Origin of the sequence: Bacillus sp. HMA207, assembly GCF_003402455.1 — a bacterium.
GTDB lineage: Bacteria > Bacillota > Bacilli > Bacillales > Bacillaceae_G > Bacillus_A > Bacillus_A cereus.
In genome coordinates, this window is the sequence record NZ_BEZT01000001.1 from 349,278 (window position 1) to 367,176 (window position 17,899).

The window sequence follows — 17,899 nt, forward strand, 5'->3', positions numbered from 1 at the left end:
AAGAGGATGGCGAATGCCATCCTCTTTTATTTTACATCAAATGATTTTAAGTTGTCGCGACGGATTTTATCTTTTTCTGCATCTGATTTTTTGAAATCATAATCATATAAAGCGCCTTCCCAATCGCCATACATTGGATTCGGGAAAATAATGAATTTCTCACCAAATTGTGCTTTTGAATCTGCTACTGTTTGGTTACGATCTTTTACAGATTTTCCATCAAAACCTGTGAAATCAGATAAGTTATCACCGAAGAATAAGACAATATCATGGGTTTGAGAAACGAGTTCACGGCGTTTTTCTTTTCCTTTTTCTTTCGGATCTTGTAGTAATATATGTTCTTTCGTTGCTTGAGGAGCACCTACACGCTCAAGATTTTTAATTGTTGCATCTAGTTGATTCGTTTTACGATTTGAGATGTAGTAAATATCTACACCTTTAGACTCTGTATATTTTAAGAAATCAATTGCGCCTGGAAGGGCTTCAGCTTCAGCTTTGTTAATCCAATCATCCCATTTGTAAGGATAGCCTTTGCCTGTTTTTACGCTCATTGCCTGATGAGGACTGTTATCTAAAACAGTTTCGTCTAAATCAAGCACGATAGCAGGTTTTTTCTCTGTCCCTTTTGCAAGAATTGCATCAAGCTTTAATTGACCAATGTTGTACCCTTGGTAGTAAAGTGCTTTCGTTTCACCGGCTGTTTGATACCATAAATCAGCCATTAATTGTTGTTCTGTTAATTTTACTTTCTCTTCTTTCGCCACTGTTTTCTCTGGTGTTCCTGAACATGCTACAAGTGATGTAGATAGAACCGCTACAGATAATAAAGTGGTAATGCCCCTCTTCATCTTCATATGTATCCTCCTTGATGTTAGAAAATCATTTTATATTATATATTAAAATATAATATTTTTATATGAACATTTGCATATTGTCTTTTGTATATATAGTAGTATGTCCTATATTAGAAAGATGAGCAAAATAATAATAGTTGTTTTGACAAGTTTTATTGTCGTAATGACAATTATAATTGACAAAAAGAATTTTGTTATTTACAATTTTAACTAAATAGAACAAATGATGGATTCATGACGATGTTTACATATAAGAGGATGAAGCGTGGTGCTATATTTTGTCTTGAATAAACATAGTCTTTGAAAGAGAGTACGAATGATACTAAAGGGGAGGCTTTATACTTGAGTTTACAAATTCAAAACTTAACGAAACAATTTGGGGAATCAAAAGCAGTTAACGGTTTGCAAATTTCGTTACCAAAAGGTGAAGTACTAGGGTTACTTGGACGAAATGGTGCAGGGAAAACAACAACAATCAAAATGCTTCTCGGATTATTAACGCCTAATGAAGGTTCGATTACATGGGATGGAAAAGCATTTGGAAATAGTGGTGTAACAATTGGGTATTTACCAGAAGAAAGAGGTTTATATACAAAAAGTAGAGTAATAGATCAGCTGCGATATTTTGGTAGATTAGAAGGAATGTCGAAGAAAGAAGTGGATCACGCTATTGATCACTGGTTAGAGCGTTTAGCGATACCAGAATATAAATTTAAAACGGCTGGAGAGCTTTCAAAAGGGAATCAGCAAAAAATACAATTAATTGCTGCTCTTCTTCATAATCCGGAACTTCTCATTTTAGATGAACCATTCAGCGGCCTTGATCCAGTTAATGCTGGGATGCTAGCTAGTATTATTGAAGAACAAGTACAGAGCGGAAAGACGATTATTTTATCAAGTCATCGTATGGAACAAGTAGAGGCTTTTTGCCAACATGTATGTATTTTGAAAAAAGGTGAAGCAGTCGTAAAAGGACAGCTAAGTGATATTAAGAAAGAATACGGTTTCCGTAATTTAACGATTGAAGATACAGTAGAGAATGAAAAGGGATTAGAAGCTATACATGTATCGTATGAAAAACAACAAGGCCTTCTTTATGTGAAAGTACAAGACGATGCGGAAGCTCTCAAGATTTTGCAACAGTTGCAAGAGCAAGGTGTTAGCTTACGACAATTCAAAATGTTAGAGCCGACGTTAAACGAAATCTTTGTAGAGAGGGCGAAATAACGATGCGTAAATTTTCTCACGTATTTTCATTTTATTTTAGGGAAGCGTTTTTATCTAAGAAATCATTAATTACGAGTGCGATTTTATTTTTAGTTGTGTTTGGGATTTTTGCATTTAATCATTTTACTTCAGGCGATGATAAAAATAAGGATAAAGATAAAATTGCAGTTGTAGTAGAGAGTTCCACATATAAAGTACAAAAAGATGAGCTAAATAAGCTATTGCCATCAGCAAAAATAACAATTGGTTCAAAGGATGATTTTGATAAACTGCATAAGCAAGTAGAAGAAGGCGATTTAGATGGTCTATTCCATGTGACGGAAAAGGGTGGGGCTCCATCGATTACATATATGTATAATGGATTTCCAAGCCAAGCAACTTCTGCAATTATGGCAGGATATTTAAAGCAACAATATACGATGGTGACGATTGCCAAAAATAATGTTTCACCAGAAATTGCACAGCAATTACAAACAGAAATTCAAGTAAAGCAAGAAGCGATAAAAGATCGTACATCTTCTTTCGGAATTGCCTATTTCTTTACATTTGCTTTATATATGTTTATTGTAGCGTTCGGAAATACAATCGCAATGAATATTGCATCTGAAAAGGCGTCACGTGTAATGGAAGTAATGCTTCCGAAAGTGAAGCCTCTTACGATGATGTATGCGAAAATTTTAGCGGTTGTTTCAACGGCGTTATTGCAACTTGTCATATTGGCGTGTGGTTATCTTATTCCATATTTGTTAGGCTGGGTCGATTTAGAAAGTGCCTCACTATTTGGTATTCCAATTGACTTTACGAAATTAGATGCAAAGGTTATCAGCATGTTTCTTGTTTATTTCATTACGGGATATTTACTTTATGCGATGATGTATGCTGCTGCTGGAGCTGTCGTGTCTAAGACGGAGGATTTACAAGCTGTATCTTTCCCGGTAATGATTTTAATTATGGCTGCATTCTTTATTAGTATTAAATCATTAAGTGATCCGAATAGTACTATCGTTGTTGTAAGTTCTTACGTTCCATTTTTTACACCGATGGTTACCTTCTCACGTATTGTAGCTGGTGAAGCAGGTATGCTAGAAATTACGATAACATTAGCAGTCTTATTGGCGACAATTGCGGTATTAAATGCTGTTACAAGCCGCATTTACGTAAACGGCGTAATGAATTACTCAGATAAAGTGAAATTTAAAGATTTAGCGAAATTTATAAAGCGTCAATAATGAGAGAAAAGCATGATTTCCTATTGAAATCATGCTTTTTCTTTATGTATAAATTAAAAATAGTATATAATAATAAGAGTCGTCTTTTAATAGAATGAATAAAAAGGAGGGTGTGCAGATGGGGATTAGTAGTCGTTTTACAGTAGGTGTTCATATGCTGACATTACTTGCGATAGATCGAAACTCTCGCTGTACCTCTGAATGGATTGCCGGTAGTGTGAATACAAATCCAGTTGTGATTCGTCGCATTACAGGAATGTTGAAGAGAGCAGGGCTTGTTGATGTACAAGCTGGTAAAGGTGGTACGACACTTGCTCGAGATTTAGAAGAAATTACATTACTTGATGTATATAAAGCAGTGGAAGTTGTAGAAGAAGGACAACTATTTTCCTTCCATGAAAATCCCAACATTGAATGTCCAGTAGGAGCTAATATTCAATCAGTATTAGAAATTATTTTAATGCAAGCGCAAGAAGCGATGGAAAACGTACTTGCAAATGTAACGGTAGATCAATTAGTTACAAATTTAAAGTCTAAAATGAAAGAATAAAAAAAGCGAGCTTCCTCATAATGAGGGCTCGCATTTTTTTATTCAGAAATATTGAAAATTCTATTTTTCAGTATTTAAAATGAATTTACCTACGATAGCTGCGAAGATACCACCAAGAATTGGTGCTACGATGAATACCCATAGTTGAGAAAGTGCTTCTCCACCAACAAATAAAGCTGGTGCGATACTACGAGCTGGGTTAACAGATGTTCCAGTTAACGGAATTCCTAATAAGTGAATTAAAACTAATGTGAAACCAATTACTAGTCCAGCTAAAGAAGAACTTCCTTTTTTACCTGTTACAGCAACGATAACTAAAATAAATACGAAAGTTAAAATGAACTCAACTAAAAATGCTCCAGATAAACCAAGAGTTCCGAAACCATTTTGTCCTAAATTATCTAAAGGTGTTTTAGCAGATTTTAAAATTGTTACTAACGTTGCAGTTCCTAATAAACCACCTAAAATTTGAGCTAATACATAATAACAAAGTTCCATAGCGTTCATTCGTTTGTTGATGAACATAGCTACTGATACTGCTGGGTTAATGTGACATCCAGAAATTGTTCCGATGCTATATGCCATAGCTACAATAGATAGACCGAAAGCCATAGCGATTCCTAATGTTCCAATTCCTTCAATTCCGCCGCCAGTGACAGCTACTCCAGTTCCGAATAATACAAGTACAAATGTACCAATAAATTCAGCGATTGCTTTTTTTAACATAATTTACCTCCTATTAATGCGCATGAAACGTATTATAACATAAGTTTTAGTATAAACAGCCAATGAAATACTATTCTGATAAGGCGAAATAGGGGGACAATAAAAAAGAGTATGGTTCATCTCTATAGAACCATACCCTTTTTTTATGCCGATTTTTTCTGTTTAACGACTGGAACAGAACGGTTTAAAATACTATTTGCAACCATTCCTAACATGATAATAATCATTCCGATGAGAGAAAGTCCTTCAGGGAGTGAACCATTTAAGAAAATGATTTCTCCAAGTACGGTAAAGACCATCGTTCCAGCTTGTGTTGCTTCAACAGCTCCAAGTAGAGCGAGGTTATCTTTTGCTAAGTCAGTAGCAAAGAAAAATGTCATCGTTGCAATAACGCCGGAACATAACGCTAACAAAAATCCTTGAAGCATTTGGTTGGATGTTGGAATGCCAGTAGTAGAAAATCCGTATATACCAAGCAAGATTGTTATAGGAAGACTTCCAATTGCCATTCCTAATACACGTTGGAACGTATCAAGGCGTCCACCAACAAGCTCCATCATTTTTCGGTTACCGAACGGATATAAGAAAGCGGCTAATACGACAGGTAAAAAACCTGAAATGAACTGAGTCATTGTAATATGGCCTGCGGCAGTTGCTTGCATACAAATTACACCAAGTAAAATAAATAATGCAACATATAAGCTACGAAGTGGAATTTTTCCGCGTACAAGTTTCGTACCTGATTTTGTTTCTATTTTCACGAAAAATAGTGGTGATAGTAGTAAACCAGCTAAAATCGTAACTTGCCAAGTTCCAGCAACGAGCCAAGCTGGAGAAAAGACAGCTGCGAAACTTAATAAAGAATAAAAACCAATACCGGCAACAGAACCCCATCCGATCCATGCCAATGGATGTTTTTTTAACTCTTCCCATAATTCCCTAAAGTTTTTGCGAAATAAAACGATAAGGAATAAAATAGGAAGAGCAAATAAAAAACGGAAGGAAGCTGTCCAAGCCCAGCTCGTTCCAGATACATTCATTGCTCTATTAATAATAAAGGTTGCAGAAAAAAAGGCCGATGATAAAAGACCTAATAAAATTGCGCGCATGAAGTATAGCACTCCTTTCGAAAATAAATAATTATGTATAGTATGATATACTTTTAATTATTAAAAGTAAATTATTTTATACTTTGAGGTGGTTTTATATATGAAAGAAAATGAAGATATGCAAACGAAAGAAGTCATTCAACAAGTTGGACAGTTATTGAGACAAATTCGAAATGAACAGAAATTAAGTTTAGAAGAATTAGCCCATAAAACAGGAGTTAGTAAATTAACATTAGGAAAGATCGAAAGAGGGGAAACAAATCCGACACTAGCTGTCATTTGGAAAATAACGAAAGGGTTATCAATTCCTTTATCCAGATTAATGGTTGTTGGAGAACCTGTAGCTGTTGCGCGCTGTGGAGAAGGATTTGCAGTAGATGAAGGACAAGCGTGGCATTTAGAAACGATGTTCCGTTATACGAAAGAAACAGGGATGGAAATGCACCGTGCTTGTTTACGATCAAATAGTATATATGAGCCAGAAGCTCATCATGAAGGTGCGATTGAGCTTGTAACGGTAATGAAAGGGAAAGTGTCTATTCAAGTGGAGAATGATGTATACGAATTAAATGAGTTTGATTCCATTCAATTTGAAGCGAATAAGAAGCATATTTATAAAAATGAAGAAGAAGAAGTGGCGGTATTACATTTAACGATGAAATATTCTTCATGAAAAAATCACCTATAGGATTCTATAGGTGATTTGCTCTTCTTAAGTATGTGAAATAATGCCGTTAGTACGAACGTGGCATAAGTAATAAACAAATGAAATAAACTAAAAATCCTGTCCCAAAACATAAAACAGCAATAACCCAAATGATACGAATAAGAGTAGAGCTAATATCAAAATATTCTCCTAAACCACCACATATACCAAATAGCATTTTATCAGTTTCGGATTTACATAACTTTTTTGACATATTCCAATCAACTCCTTTTTATATCAAACTGCATACTTTTATTCTATATGGAAATTTATGAGAAGACTATGGGGTTGTATTACATTTTTTTGTGAGAAGTGATCGTATTAATTGTCTTAATTTTCAGTGGATATTAAACTTGTAGTTATGAGGTGATTTTTAATAAAGGGTGGGGAAATAGAGATGACAGTATATTGGTTGACTAACGTAATGCTTGAATCAGGATATACATATGAAGAAGAGAGAATTTCACAAACAGAAACAGAATTATGCAGTTTACTTATTGAAGATGGTCGAATTAAAAAAATTATAAAAGGGATTGTTCAAGAGGAAGATATAGTAACTTTTGATGCTAAGAACTTATTAATGTTGCCAGCTTTCAAAGAGATGCACATTCACATTGATAAAACATATTATAGTGGCCCATGGAAAGCTTGTATGCCAGCAGAAAGTATTTTTACACGTTTTAATGAAGAAGAAAAAATTTTACCAAAGCAATTAGCGACTGCCCAAAATAGAGCGGAAAATATGCTAGAGTTACTACTGCAAAATGGTGCAACGAATATTAGAACGCATTGTAATGTTGATCCAATTATTGGGCTTGGTAATTTGGAGGCGACGTTAGCGGCATTAGAAACATATAAAAATCGAGTATCTAGTAGAATTGTTGCGTTTCCGCAACATGGATTATTGCGCAGTAATTCTGTGCAACTCGTGAAAGATGCGATGCGTATGGGTGCTCATCTAGTCGGAGGAGTAGATCCAGCTACAGTGGATAATGACATTGAAAAGTCATTACATACAATTATGGATATCGCAGTCGAATTTAATGCGGATGTTGATATTCATTTGCACGATGCGAATAATCTTGGAACGTTTACGATGAAGAGATTGGCAAGTTTAACAGAAGAAGCAGGATGGCAAGGCCGTGTAACGATTAGTCATGCACTTGGACTTGGTGGTGTTACTGATAAAGAGGCTGAAGAAGTGGCAGAAAGACTCGCAAATGTAAATATTGATATTACTTCAACAGTGCCAATTGGTAAACAAGTAATCCCAATTCCGTTATTAGATAAAAAAGGTGTTAAGGTTTCATTAGGCAATGATAGCATTACAGATCATTGGTCACCGTTTGGAACAGGTGATATGCTTCAAAAGGCGAATCGATTAGCAGAGCGTTTTGGGTGGAGTGACGAAAGGTCTTTAGGAAAAGCACTCCGCTTTATTACAGGAGGAAAAGAAACGTTAAATAAGGAAGGGAAACGAGTATGGCCGAATGTAGGGGATGAAGCGAGCTTTGTTTTGACGAATGCGACATGCGCTGCTGAAGCAGTAGCACGTCAAACAGAAAAACGTTTAGTCGTGTATAAAGGAAATATTGTTGTTGGAAGTTTAAATGAGGTGGAATTAAATAATCTTGTGTAGAAGAATCGTTTAAATATTTTGAGGAGGGTTCTAATGGTGAGTATAGAACTCTTCTTTTTTATTCTTACAATATATTTTTATAGGAAAGCTAGAAGGGATGAAAAAATTGGACAATCAACATAACCAAAATCATATTATGGGAACTTTACAATGGTTTATATTTTTATTAGCAAATTCAATCGCACTACCAATTGTCGTTGGCGGATTATTTCATCTTACGACGGAAGAAATATTTTATTTAATGCAGCGTACGTTTTTTGTAGTTGGTATATCTTCTTTTTTACAAGGATGGCTTGGGCATAGACTGCCAATTGCGGATGGGCCGGCTGGATCTTGGGTTGGTGTATTTACCGTACTTGCTTATGCAACGGCCGGACAAGATCAATTACATAGTACACTGCAAATTTTAGAATTAGGAATGATAATCTCCGGTGTTATTCTAATAGGATTAGGAGTAACTGGTTTTATAGGACGTATTTTATTTTTATTTACGCCGCTTGTGACAGGGACGTTTTTACTTTTATTATGTTTACAATTAAGTGGTGTATTTTTAAAAGGAATGTTAGGAATTACAGCTACTATTTCTCAAATCGACGGATTTACAGCAATGATCGCGTTTAGTATATTTCTGTTCGTTATTATACTATCTAATTTTGGAAAAGGCTTTGTCAAAAGTTATGCAGTTTTAATAGGATTAATTAGTGGGTGGGTTATTTTTCTCATTGCAGGAAAAGTGACAATCCCATCTCAAGTAACTCATTTTGTGCAACTTCCACATATATTTGCTTGGGGACTTCCAAAATGGAATACAGGTATGGCTGTATCAAGTTTTGTTATGGTATGTATTTTAGTTTCGAATACGGTGGCAGCTATTATAGCAATTAATCAAGCAACTATTCATAAAGCGACTATTGAACAAAAACAGTTGAAAGATGGAACATGGGTTGGAGGGATTTCGCATATCATCTCTTCTGTATTTTCAACTGTAGGTGTCGTTCCGTTACCAGCAACGGCAGGATTTATACGTTTAACAAAACAAAAGTATATACGATCGTTCTTAATGGCATGTGCGTTACTAGTCGTAATGTCTCTTTTTCCAAGTATTATTCGTTACTTAGCATCTTTACCATCAGCTGTCGCATCGGCTGTTTTAATGGCTTCGTTCGTACAGTTAATTGGAATTGGATTTAATAATATAAAACAAGTGCCGATGAGTGAAAGGAATGTGACGATTTTAGGCGTTGCAGTATTATTTGGCAGCGGCGTTATGTTTTTACCGTCTGGAGTACTCCAATCCTTGCCGTCTGTTATGCAATATATATTCGGTAATGGTTTATTCGTAGGTACGGTTGTAAGTATATTGCTAGAACAAATATGGCGCGTTGGAAAGTAAGTGGATAAAAAGAGTGTACGCACTGTATAAAAGTCTAAAATAACATAGGAAATAAAGCCCATTTTCATTCACCACCTGCACATTTCGTTCATACAATATCTTGACTAAATAAACACCCAACTTACACATACACAGCTCTGGCTTAAGCAAGGAGGGTTATACCAGTTGAAGGAAAAAGCGTATCAATCTAAACCTTTACTCACAAAGAGAGAGAGAGAAGTATTTGAATTGCTGGTTCAAGATAAAACAACGAAGGAAATTGCAGGTGAACTTTTTATAAGTGAAAAGACAGTTCGCAACCACATCTCAAACGCAATGCAAAAGCTAGGGGTTAAAGGACGTTCACAAGCAGTTGTGGAGCTTCTTCGTATGGGAGAGCTCGAATTATAAGAAAGCAGCCGACTTTTATATAAAAGTCGGCTATTTTTTTGTTTGCTTCACTTGCTATATGAATGATAAAAACGTTTCATACATAAATAGGTAATAAGGAGGGGATATGTTGAAAAGGATACTGTTAGTTTCAACAAGTGCTCATGATATGAATGGACACCCGACTGGTTTGTGGCTTGAAGAGCTCGCAGCTCCTTATCATGTATTAAAAAAGGCTAAGTTTGATGTTGATATTGTGTCAATAAAAGGCGGGAGAGTACCTATAGATAGAGTGTCTATTCCGAATGGTATACCTCGCGAATTCAAGCATGTAGCTTCTTTATTGCAAAATACGAGGCCGATTTCAAATGTTCATTTTTCGGATTATGATGCGGTTTTATTTGGTGGTGGGCACGGGGCGATTGTAGATTTTCCAGGTAATCCATATGTAGCAAATTTGATTGAGAATATGTATAACAATAACCGGATTGTAGCGGCTGTTTGTCACGGAGTAAGCTCTTTAGTCGGTGTGAAAAATAAGGATGGCTCGTTTTTTGTTGCGGGTAAGCGTATAATAGGTTATACAAACGATGAAGAAAGAGCTGTACATTTAGAAAAGCGCGTTCCGTTTTTGCTAGAAAGTAAGTTGAAAGAAGAAGGAGCTTTGTTTTATGTAGCCCCCAATTTTACGCCGCATGTAGTAGTAGATGGTCATTTAATTACAGGACAAAATCCACAGTCTAGCGTGGAAATAGGTAAGGCTATAAAAAGGGCTGTAAATAAATTATAGAAAAAGTACCCGCTACTAACAAAGGTAGTGGGTATTTTTATCCCTCTATTTTCCAGGTAGTAGGACCGCGATTGGTGAGGGCTAATAATCAGTGGGGGATGAACAAAACTCCCACTGATTAAAGTTTCACTTTATTCTAAAATTCCCGCCTCAAAATTGGTTTGTAACCGTCCAGTTGGTAATAATTGATTATAGTTTTTTATGTATAGTATATGAAAATGTAATAAACTAAAAAGGCATAATGAGTATAATAACTTCATTTATAATCATTCGTGAATTTGCTATACTATTTTGTATGGACAAAAGGGGAGGCTCTTTTAAATGAGAAAAGTCGCATGTGCAAATACTTATATTAATAAAATAAAGCCCATTATTAGAAAGACAAGTTTTAGCCAATTGAAAATAGATGAAATTGCGAAATATATGGATATTAGTAAAGCTACTTTATATAAACGTTTTTCTTCGAAAGATGAAATTATTGAGGTGGTAGTAGAGGATTTCATGAACTATCTACTCGAAGGTGATGCGGATAATCAAGATGAAAGTATGTCATTTACAGAACGTTTCCAAAAGACGTTTATCCATTCTTTAAAATGTGTGACATATATTTCGGATGTTTTTTTGCAAGATTTGAAAGAAGCATATCCGCATTTGTCGGATCAATTAGTCGCTGCCCAACAAAATCGTAATCATAATTTGCAAATGTTTTTTGAAGCGGGTATGGAACAAGGTTATTTTAATAAAATGAATGCACAATTATTTATGGTACAAGATGATGTGATGTTAAGACGTATTATAGATCATTCTTTTTGTATTCAGTACGATATTACGTTAAAGAAAGCGATACTTGATTTTTATCAATTAAAGAAGTATCAACTTTTTAAACCAGAGTATATAGAAGCAATTGATGATTCTGAAATTGAAAAAGAAATTATTGCTATTTTGCAAATGATTTCGTAAAAAAGCAGATCTCCCTTAATAGAGGAGAATCTGCTTTTTTAGTACATATTATTTTTGCAACTGTTTTAATACTAATTCGGCTACTGGATCACCTGAAGCTGGGTTTTGACCAGTGATAACACGATTATCTTCTAGAGCATAAGCTTCCCACGGTTGCGCGGCTTTTTCGTAAAGTCCTCCATTTTTAATGAGTTCATCTTCTGTTAAAAATGGAACGAATTGATCTAATTCAGCTAATTTTTCTTCTTCATTTGAAAAGCCTGTTACCTTCTTACCGCTAATTAAACGATCCCCATTGCTTAATGTAATATGAAATAAACCAGCAGCTCCATGACAAACGGAAGAAACAATTCCGCCGTTTTCATAAATATTGCGGCTAATATTTTGAAGTTCTTTATTTTCTGGGAAGTCCCAAATAACCCCGTGGCCACCTGCGTAATAAATAACAGCGTAGTCTTCTGGATTCACTTCACTTGGTTTCATTGTAGAACCGAGGCGATTCATAAACTCTTTCTTTTGATACCATTCCCAATCGATGCTCTCCGCCATTGCTAAACTATGTGGATCAATTGGTGTATAACCGCCTTGTGGACTGACGTAATCAACTTCGTAACCCGCTTCTTCTACTTTTTTTACGAAATGTACAGCTTCACCAAGCCAAAGTCCGGTAGCCCTATTTAAATTTGGATATTTTTCTACGCTTGTTAATACAACTAACATTTTTCTCTTCATCATAATCCTCCTATAATGTCTCTTCTATATAAAAGTTCTGTATGCGTTTCATTTTATTAAGTTAAAAAATGTAAATTTGAATAATCATGCCAGTCCTCCTTATATCGGCTTCGAAATTAGTGTATAATAACTTTTGAACAAAGTAAACTAAAAAGGCTTAATTAGTTTACTTTGTATATTTTTTTCGTTGACAAACTGTAATGCTGAAACTATGATAGTTCCATGAATATCGAACAACATACGTGTTTCGTTTCGAATTCAATTTACCCCGCATTAACGGGCAGTAAGACCCCATCTCAAAATTCAGCGGAAGCAAAGAAGTTAGGTGGGGGTTGGGCTGCCCGTAAAAGCCCGATTGGTGAGGGCTAATAATCAGTGGGGGATGAACACAAACCTCACTGATTAAAGTTTCACTTTATCGCGCGATAAATTAGCAACTTTTACACATTTAATGAAGTTGTTTAGTGGTGTTACAACATTTAAATAACTTCATTTTTTTATCTATAGTTTGACAGTTTTAAAATTGCAATCAGGAGAGTGTTACACATGGGGAAAGATATAAGAAACCATTCGAAATGGTTTGTTTTTACATTATGTTTTATTGTTTTGTTAGGACCGATGAACGCTGTGTTATTTAATGTAGCGCTAGAGGATATTGCCAATGATTTATCAATTAGTCAATCGAAAGTAAGCTGGGTTGTAGTAGGGTATTCCTTAGTTGTCGGTATTGGTTCGATAATATATGGAAAGCTGGCTGATCGTTACAGTGTAAAAAGACTATTAATTATTTCTATTATCATATTTGTAGCTGGTTCTATTGTTGGATTTGTGAATCAATCTTATGAAATTATCATTTTCGCAAGGTTAGTGCAGGCGAGCGGCGGAGCAGCGTTTATTGCGCTTAGTATGATTGCGGTGGCGAAATTAGTTGCTCCAGCTAAAAAACCAGGTGCGTTAGCAATGATTAGTTCTTCTATTGCATTAGCGGTTGGTATTGGACCTTTAGTAGGTGGGGCAATTACAAATACGTTAGGGTGGCCGTATTTATTTTTATTTATGGTTATTTCAATGATTGGTATTTTCTTACTCGTAAAATTTATGCCAGAAGAGGCGCGACATACAGATGAAGTGTTTCGCTTTGATTTCATTGGAGCAGTTTTATTATTTGTATTGATTACGACCATTTTATTAGGAGTTAATATTAATAGTTGGCTTTTTGTGTTATCTGTTGTTTTTCTATTTTTATTTAAGGCTCATATGAAGAGAACGGAGTCGCCGTTTATTGATATTGAGTTATTTACAAATAAACCATTACTTCGTTTAATAGCGGTCGGATTTATCATTAATGTGGCGTTATGTGCTAGTTTATTATTATTACCATTACTGTTAGGAAGAGGACATGGATTGTCTCCATTCGTTATTGGAATTGTATTGTTTATTGCATCTCTCTTTGGTATTGTATCTAGTTTTATTACCGGAAAGATTATTCCTTCGTTTGGGAATGTGAAGATGATGTATGTAGCTTCTGTAGTTATGATCATTGGCTTTTTAATTTTAGGGATTATTCCGGACGGGAACTTACTCTTTATTTTATTTGCGGTTATTTTAACATTTATGAGTTATTCGGCAATTCAAGTATCATTAAACACATTTATCCCGAAAACATTAAATCCAGCTAAAGTTGGAGTCGGTCTTGGTTTATATAATTTAATTAACTTTTTCGGTATGGCATTTGGACCAGCTGTAGCGAGCAAAATTATGGAATCTACAAATAGTTATCGATTGAATTTTATTTTGATCGTCATTTTAATTGTTGCTCATTTCTTCTTATTAATGGGAATGTCTTCTTTTCAAAAAAAGATGGAGCAATGAATATGCACTTTATATAGAAGAAACCGACTTTCTTATAGAAGGTCGGTTATTTTTCTATCTTGCAAATTACGAAAAAAAGGAGCAAAATAAAAAAGGTCCTAGTCTATACATGGGAAAATGAAAATTTTCATACAGAAGCATTTGAAGTGAGCGAACTTAAAGTGTGTAAAATATAATGATAAACATAAAAGATGATGAATGAGAAAACGGGTGATGAAGTTGAATAGAGCAATCGGTGTTATCGATTCAGGAGTTGGCGGTTTAACAGTAGCGAAGGAATTAATTCGTCAGTTGCCGAAAGAGCGTATCATATATTTAGGAGATACAGCACGTTGTCCTTATGGTCCACGTTCTCGAGAAGAAGTACGTCAATTTACGTGGGAAATGACAGAGCATTTACTAGATTTAAATATTAAAATGTTAGTTATTGCGTGTAATACAGCAACTGCAGTTGTATTAGAAGAGATGCAAAAACAATTACCAATTCCAGTAGTAGGAGTTATTCACCCAGGATCACGTACAGCTTTAAAAGTGACAAACACGTATCACGTTGGGATTATTGGAACGATTGGAACGGTGAAAAGTGGTGCATACGAAGAGGCGTTAAAGTCTATTAATAACCGTGTTATGGTAGAAAGTTTAGCTTGTCCACCTTTCGTTGAACTTGTAGAGAGTGGGAATTTCGAAAGTGAAATGGCGTATGAAGTTGTAAGAGAAACGTTGCAACCACTGAAAAGTACCGATATTGATACACTTATATTAGGGTGTACACATTATCCGATTTTAGGACCTGTTATTAAAAAAGTAATGGGAGATAAAGTGCAACTAATTAGTTCTGGTGATGAAACAGCACGTGAAGTAAGTACAATCTTATATCATAGTAAAATGTTGAATGAAGGAGAAGAACAAAGCGATCATCTCTTCTTAACAACAGGAAAAATAGGCTTGTTTAAAGAAATTGCATCAAAATGGTTCGGTCAACCGATTGAAAATGTGAAGCATATTCATTTAGAAAAAGAATAATAGTAGAATTTATATAAGTGAGCTCCTGAGAAATCAGGAGTTTTTGTTTTATCTTGCTATTTGCTGGGGAGTAAGACCCCTGTTGATTAAAGTTTCAATTTATAAGAGGCGCAGCTTGTTCTAAAACGTGAAACAGCTCGTATACATAATAGTACAAACTTAGATTTTAGGGGGGAATGGCATGCCTAAATCCACTTTTAAATGGGTTGTTGGTGCTACTGTGAGTGCTGTTTTACTAACAGGGTGTGGCTTTATAAATCAAGAGAAAGCAACTGAACAAATTGATCCGCCAAAACAAGTTACGTATACAGAGGGTGGGAAGAAAGAAGTAGCTAAAAAAGATAAGCAAGGGCAAATGGTAAATAGAGAACTATACCTTGTTGATAAAAATGGTTATGTTGTACCACAAACGTTAGCTATACCTACTCCGAAAGCAAATGAGACTGTGAAGCAAACGTTAGAATACCTTGTGAAAGATGGACCGGTAACGAATTTATTACCGAATGGGTTTCGTGCAGTCATTCCGGCGAATACAACGATGACCTTAGATTTGAAAAAGGACGGAACGGCAGTTATTGATTTCTCTAAAGAAATGAAAAACTATGCGAAAGAAGAAGAGCGTCAAATCGTTGAATCTATAGCTTGGACGTTGACGCAATTTACAGAGATAAAACAAGTGCAGTTCCAAATAAATGGTGAGAAATTGGCAAAGATGCCGGTTGGTGGTACACCGCTTGGTGAAGGAGTGAGCCGTGCAAATGGTATTAACTTCGATGATGAACAAGTAGCAGATGTAACAAATACAAAACCAGTTACACTGTATTTTATGGCGCAAAATAATAATAAACAGCAATACTACGTACCAGTCACACGCCGCGTTGCGGAAGGTAAAGAAAATGACTATGCAACAATTATAGATGAACTTGTAAAAGGTCCGATCCATCAATCGCTCCTGAATGATTTTAATCCAGGCGTTAAGCTTATTACGAATCCGAAATTACAAGACGGAAATCTTACATTAAACTTTAATGAAAATATATTTGTAAACCCAGATAAAAATATGATCTCAAATTACGTATTGAAGTCGTTAGTTTTATCTTTAACAGAAAAGAAAGGTGTGAAAAATATTTCTATTGAAGTGAATGGAAAAGCAAATCTTATAGATGAAAAGGGCGGAAAGTTAATAAAACCTGTAGATCGTCCAGAAAACGTGAATACAGGTAGTTTTTAATCGTCAATAATTTGATATACTTAAGTAAGAAAGAGGAATTGCTTTTTGGGTTCCTCTTCTTTTATTGTATACATATCATACATTTAAATTTGGCTATACTAACAAGTAGTTATGAGGAGGTTATTTTTATGCGAGTAGATGGTAGAGAGAAAACAGAATTACGCCATATACATATTCATACGAATTATTTAAAACATCCAGAAGGATCAGTGTTAATTGAGGTTGGGGATACAAAGGTAATTTGCTCAGCGACAATTGAAGAGCGTGTCCCGCCATTTATGCGTGGAGAAGGAAAGGGCTGGGTAACAGCTGAATATGCGATGATTCCACGTGCGACAGAACAACGTACAATTAGGGAGTCAAGCAAAGGGAAAGTAACAGGACGTACAATGGAAATCCAGCGCTTAATAGGACGAGCATTACGTGCGGTAGTTGATTTAGAAGCGCTTGGCGAGAGAACAGTTTGGATTGACTGTGATGTCATCCAAGCAGATGGTGGAACGAGAACAGCTTCTATTACAGGTGCATATGTAGCGATGGTATTAGCTTTCGAGAAATTATTACAAGCAGAAAAAGTATCTAAAATTCCAGTAAAAGATTATTTAGCAGCAACATCAGTAGGAATTGTTGAAGAGCAAGGTGTTGTTTTAGATTTAAACTATGCAGAAGATTCTAAAGCAGACGTTGATATGAATGTAATTATGACTGGAAAAGGTCAGTTCGTTGAAGTGCAAGGAACTGGAGAAGAAGCGACGTTTAGTAGAGCGCAGTTAAATGAATTACTTGATGCAGCAGAACAAGGCATTTTCCAACTGATTGATATGCAAAAAGAAGCGTTAGGTGACATCGTATCTCATATAGAGTAGAGGTGGAAAGTATGAAACAAGTTGTTGTAGCGACAAAAAATATGGGGAAAGTACGTGAATTTGCTGAGTTATTTGAGCGATTTGATTTAGAAGTGAAATCATTACACGATTTTCCTCATATTGAAGAAGTCGAAGAAACTGGTGAAACATTTGAAGAAAATGCGATCTTAAAAGCGGATAGTTTGAGTAGACAGTTGAATGCAATTGTAATTGCGGATGATTCAGGTCTTATTGTAGATGCGTTAAACGGGAAACCAGGCGTGTATTCAGCTCGTTTTGCTGGAGAGCCAAAAGATGATCAAGCGAATATTGATAAAGTTTTACAGGAATTAAATGAAATACCGTTTGATAAGCGTAAAGCTCGCTTCTACTGTGCATTAGCAGTAGCTTTCCCTGAAGGTGATAAAAAGCCTGTCATTGTAAACGGGACATGTGAAGGATTTATTTTAGAACAACGCCGCGGAGAAAATGGCTTTGGATACGATCCGATCTTTTATGTGGAAGAGTACAAAAAAGCAATGGCGGAATTAAGTTCAGATGAAAAAAATGCTATTAGTCACCGCGGACGTGCTCTTCGTAAGTTAGAAGAAAAAATCCCGGAATGGTTTTTAGGAGAATAAGGG

The 17,899-nt window shown here is 35.5% G+C and carries 19 protein-coding genes; 14 read left to right on the forward strand and 5 right to left on the reverse strand.

Annotated elements, in window-relative coordinates; genetic code table 11:
• Positions 1 to 26 precede the first annotated feature (26 nt).
• The gene (locus HMAS_RS01955; RefSeq protein WP_000782767.1) at positions 27 to 854 is read right to left on the reverse strand and encodes a 5'-nucleotidase, lipoprotein e(P4) family; all 828 of its coding nucleotides are present in this window, start codon (positions 852 to 854) and stop codon (positions 27 to 29) included.
• A gap of 342 nt (positions 855 to 1,196) precedes the next feature.
• Here HMAS_RS01955 and HMAS_RS01960 point away from each other — a divergent pair, with 342 nt between their 5' ends.
• The 3 genes from HMAS_RS01960 to HMAS_RS01970 all read left to right on the forward strand — a co-directional run bounded on the left by HMAS_RS01960 (position 1,197) and on the right by HMAS_RS01970 (position 3,860).
• Positions 1,197 to 2,081, forward strand: a complete 885-nt coding sequence (locus tag HMAS_RS01960) for an ABC transporter ATP-binding protein (RefSeq protein WP_000058117.1) — start codon at positions 1,197 to 1,199, stop codon at positions 2,079 to 2,081.
• A gap of 2 nt (positions 2,082 to 2,083) precedes the next feature.
• Positions 2,084 to 3,310 carry an ABC transporter permease gene (locus HMAS_RS01965; RefSeq protein ID WP_001224980.1) on the forward strand — a complete coding sequence of 409 codons (1,227 nt, stop codon included), beginning with the start codon at positions 2,084 to 2,086 and terminating at the stop codon, positions 3,308 to 3,310.
• A gap of 118 nt (positions 3,311 to 3,428) precedes the next feature.
• Positions 3,429 to 3,860: an Rrf2 family transcriptional regulator gene (locus tag HMAS_RS01970; protein ID WP_000512998.1), complete on the forward strand. Its 432-nt coding sequence runs from the start codon at positions 3,429 to 3,431 to the stop codon at positions 3,858 to 3,860.
• A gap of 60 nt (positions 3,861 to 3,920) precedes the next feature.
• Here the strand turns inward: HMAS_RS01970 and HMAS_RS01975 are convergent, their stop codons facing one another.
• Together HMAS_RS01975 and HMAS_RS01980 are read right to left on the reverse strand one after the other, a co-directional pair.
• Entirely contained in the window at positions 3,921 to 4,586 is a 666-nt protein-coding gene (locus HMAS_RS01975; protein WP_000913213.1) for an aquaporin, read from the reverse strand.
• A gap of 143 nt (positions 4,587 to 4,729) precedes the next feature.
• Positions 4,730 to 5,695 (reverse strand): multidrug resistance efflux transporter family protein, encoded by a 966-nt coding sequence (locus HMAS_RS01980; RefSeq protein ID WP_001201624.1) that lies wholly within the window; start codon positions 5,693 to 5,695, stop codon positions 4,730 to 4,732.
• Positions 5,696 to 5,795: 100 nt separating this feature from the next.
• On the opposite strand from HMAS_RS01980, the gene HMAS_RS01985 reads away from it, so the two are divergent.
• Complete coding sequence (locus tag HMAS_RS01985) at positions 5,796 to 6,368, forward strand: helix-turn-helix domain-containing protein (protein WP_000661924.1); 573 nt, start codon at positions 5,796 to 5,798, stop codon at positions 6,366 to 6,368.
• A gap of 61 nt (positions 6,369 to 6,429) precedes the next feature.
• Here the strand turns inward: HMAS_RS01985 and HMAS_RS01990 are convergent, their stop codons facing one another.
• Complete coding sequence (locus tag HMAS_RS01990) at positions 6,430 to 6,615, reverse strand: PspC domain-containing protein (RefSeq protein WP_000038411.1); 186 nt, start codon at positions 6,613 to 6,615, stop codon at positions 6,430 to 6,432.
• Between the two features lie 183 nt (positions 6,616 to 6,798).
• Between HMAS_RS01990 and HMAS_RS01995 the strand changes: the two genes are divergently transcribed.
• The 5 genes from HMAS_RS01995 to HMAS_RS02015 all read left to right on the forward strand — a co-directional run bounded on the left by HMAS_RS01995 (position 6,799) and on the right by HMAS_RS02015 (position 11,552).
• The gene (locus HMAS_RS01995; RefSeq protein WP_000219564.1) at positions 6,799 to 8,040 is read left to right on the forward strand and encodes an amidohydrolase family protein; all 1,242 of its coding nucleotides are present in this window, start codon (positions 6,799 to 6,801) and stop codon (positions 8,038 to 8,040) included.
• A gap of 97 nt (positions 8,041 to 8,137) precedes the next feature.
• Entirely contained in the window at positions 8,138 to 9,433 is a 1,296-nt protein-coding gene (locus HMAS_RS02000) for a purine/pyrimidine permease (RefSeq protein ID WP_025710198.1), read from the forward strand.
• A gap of 165 nt (positions 9,434 to 9,598) precedes the next feature.
• A complete protein-coding gene (gerE, locus tag HMAS_RS02005) occupies positions 9,599 to 9,823 on the forward strand; it encodes a spore germination transcription factor GerE (RefSeq protein WP_000659484.1) in 225 nt (74 codons plus the stop codon).
• Positions 9,824 to 9,929: 106 nt separating this feature from the next.
• Positions 9,930 to 10,592, forward strand: coding sequence for a type 1 glutamine amidotransferase domain-containing protein (locus HMAS_RS02010; protein ID WP_070179517.1), 663 nt, complete (start codon positions 9,930 to 9,932; stop codon positions 10,590 to 10,592).
• 321 nt (positions 10,593 to 10,913) lie between these two features.
• Complete coding sequence (locus HMAS_RS02015) at positions 10,914 to 11,552, forward strand: TetR/AcrR family transcriptional regulator (protein ID WP_070179516.1); 639 nt, start codon at positions 10,914 to 10,916, stop codon at positions 11,550 to 11,552.
• A gap of 48 nt (positions 11,553 to 11,600) precedes the next feature.
• Here the strand turns inward: HMAS_RS02015 and HMAS_RS02020 are convergent, their stop codons facing one another.
• Positions 11,601 to 12,284: a type 1 glutamine amidotransferase domain-containing protein gene (locus tag HMAS_RS02020; RefSeq protein WP_046393011.1), complete on the reverse strand. Its 684-nt coding sequence runs from the start codon at positions 12,282 to 12,284 to the stop codon at positions 11,601 to 11,603.
• A 546-nt stretch (positions 12,285 to 12,830) separates the two neighbouring features.
• Between HMAS_RS02020 and HMAS_RS02030 the strand changes: the two genes are divergently transcribed.
• The 5 genes from HMAS_RS02030 to HMAS_RS02050 all read left to right on the forward strand — a co-directional run bounded on the left by HMAS_RS02030 (position 12,831) and on the right by HMAS_RS02050 (position 17,896).
• Positions 12,831 to 14,156: an MFS transporter gene (locus HMAS_RS02030; protein ID WP_000513858.1), complete on the forward strand. Its 1,326-nt coding sequence runs from the start codon at positions 12,831 to 12,833 to the stop codon at positions 14,154 to 14,156.
• A 213-nt stretch (positions 14,157 to 14,369) separates the two neighbouring features.
• Positions 14,370 to 15,179 carry a glutamate racemase gene (racE, locus tag HMAS_RS02035; protein WP_000774005.1) on the forward strand — a complete coding sequence of 270 codons (810 nt, stop codon included), beginning with the start codon at positions 14,370 to 14,372 and terminating at the stop codon, positions 15,177 to 15,179.
• 181 nt (positions 15,180 to 15,360) lie between these two features.
• Positions 15,361 to 16,410 (forward strand): spore germination protein GerM, encoded by a 1,050-nt coding sequence (gene gerM / locus HMAS_RS02040; RefSeq protein WP_001126748.1) that lies wholly within the window; start codon positions 15,361 to 15,363, stop codon positions 16,408 to 16,410.
• Positions 16,411 to 16,538: 128 nt separating this feature from the next.
• Positions 16,539 to 17,276, forward strand: a complete 738-nt coding sequence (gene rph / locus HMAS_RS02045; RefSeq protein WP_001261765.1) for a ribonuclease PH — start codon at positions 16,539 to 16,541, stop codon at positions 17,274 to 17,276.
• Between the two features lie 11 nt (positions 17,277 to 17,287).
• Positions 17,288 to 17,896 carry an XTP/dITP diphosphatase gene (locus HMAS_RS02050; protein WP_000815939.1) on the forward strand — a complete coding sequence of 203 codons (609 nt, stop codon included), beginning with the start codon at positions 17,288 to 17,290 and terminating at the stop codon, positions 17,894 to 17,896.
• Positions 17,897 to 17,899 lie beyond the last annotated feature (3 nt).

Bases quoted from the DNA above. Each gene is read 5' to 3' on its own strand.
- HMAS_RS01955 (WP_000782767.1), bottom strand. From the start codon at position 854: ATGAAGATGAAGAGGGGCATTACCACTTTATTATCTGTAGCGGTTCTA.
- HMAS_RS01965 (WP_001224980.1), top strand. From the start codon at position 2,084: ATGCGTAAATTTTCTCACGTATTTTCATTTTATTTTAGGGAAGCGTTT.
- HMAS_RS01970 (WP_000512998.1), top strand. From the start codon at position 3,429: ATGGGGATTAGTAGTCGTTTTACAGTAGGTGTTCATATGCTGACATTA.
- HMAS_RS01975 (WP_000913213.1), bottom strand. From the start codon at position 4,586: ATGTTAAAAAAAGCAATCGCTGAATTTATTGGTACATTTGTACTTGTA.
- HMAS_RS01980 (WP_001201624.1), bottom strand. From the start codon at position 5,695: ATGCGCGCAATTTTATTAGGTCTTTTATCATCGGCCTTTTTTTCTGCA.
- HMAS_RS01985 (WP_000661924.1), top strand. From the start codon at position 5,796: ATGAAAGAAAATGAAGATATGCAAACGAAAGAAGTCATTCAACAAGTT.
- HMAS_RS01990 (WP_000038411.1), bottom strand. From the start codon at position 6,615: ATGTCAAAAAAGTTATGTAAATCCGAAACTGATAAAATGCTATTTGGT.
- HMAS_RS01995 (WP_000219564.1), top strand. From the start codon at position 6,799: ATGACAGTATATTGGTTGACTAACGTAATGCTTGAATCAGGATATACA.
- HMAS_RS02000 (WP_025710198.1), top strand. From the start codon at position 8,138: ATGAAAAAATTGGACAATCAACATAACCAAAATCATATTATGGGAACT.
- HMAS_RS02010 (WP_070179517.1), top strand. From the start codon at position 9,930: ATGTTGAAAAGGATACTGTTAGTTTCAACAAGTGCTCATGATATGAAT.
- HMAS_RS02015 (WP_070179516.1), top strand. From the start codon at position 10,914: ATGAGAAAAGTCGCATGTGCAAATACTTATATTAATAAAATAAAGCCC.
- HMAS_RS02020 (WP_046393011.1), bottom strand. From the start codon at position 12,284: ATGAAGAGAAAAATGTTAGTTGTATTAACAAGCGTAGAAAAATATCCA.
- HMAS_RS02030 (WP_000513858.1), top strand. From the start codon at position 12,831: ATGGGGAAAGATATAAGAAACCATTCGAAATGGTTTGTTTTTACATTA.
- racE (WP_000774005.1), top strand. From the start codon at position 14,370: ATGAAGTTGAATAGAGCAATCGGTGTTATCGATTCAGGAGTTGGCGGT.
- gerM (WP_001126748.1), top strand. From the start codon at position 15,361: ATGCCTAAATCCACTTTTAAATGGGTTGTTGGTGCTACTGTGAGTGCT.
- rph (WP_001261765.1), top strand. From the start codon at position 16,539: ATGCGAGTAGATGGTAGAGAGAAAACAGAATTACGCCATATACATATT.
- HMAS_RS02050 (WP_000815939.1), top strand. From the start codon at position 17,288: ATGAAACAAGTTGTTGTAGCGACAAAAAATATGGGGAAAGTACGTGAA.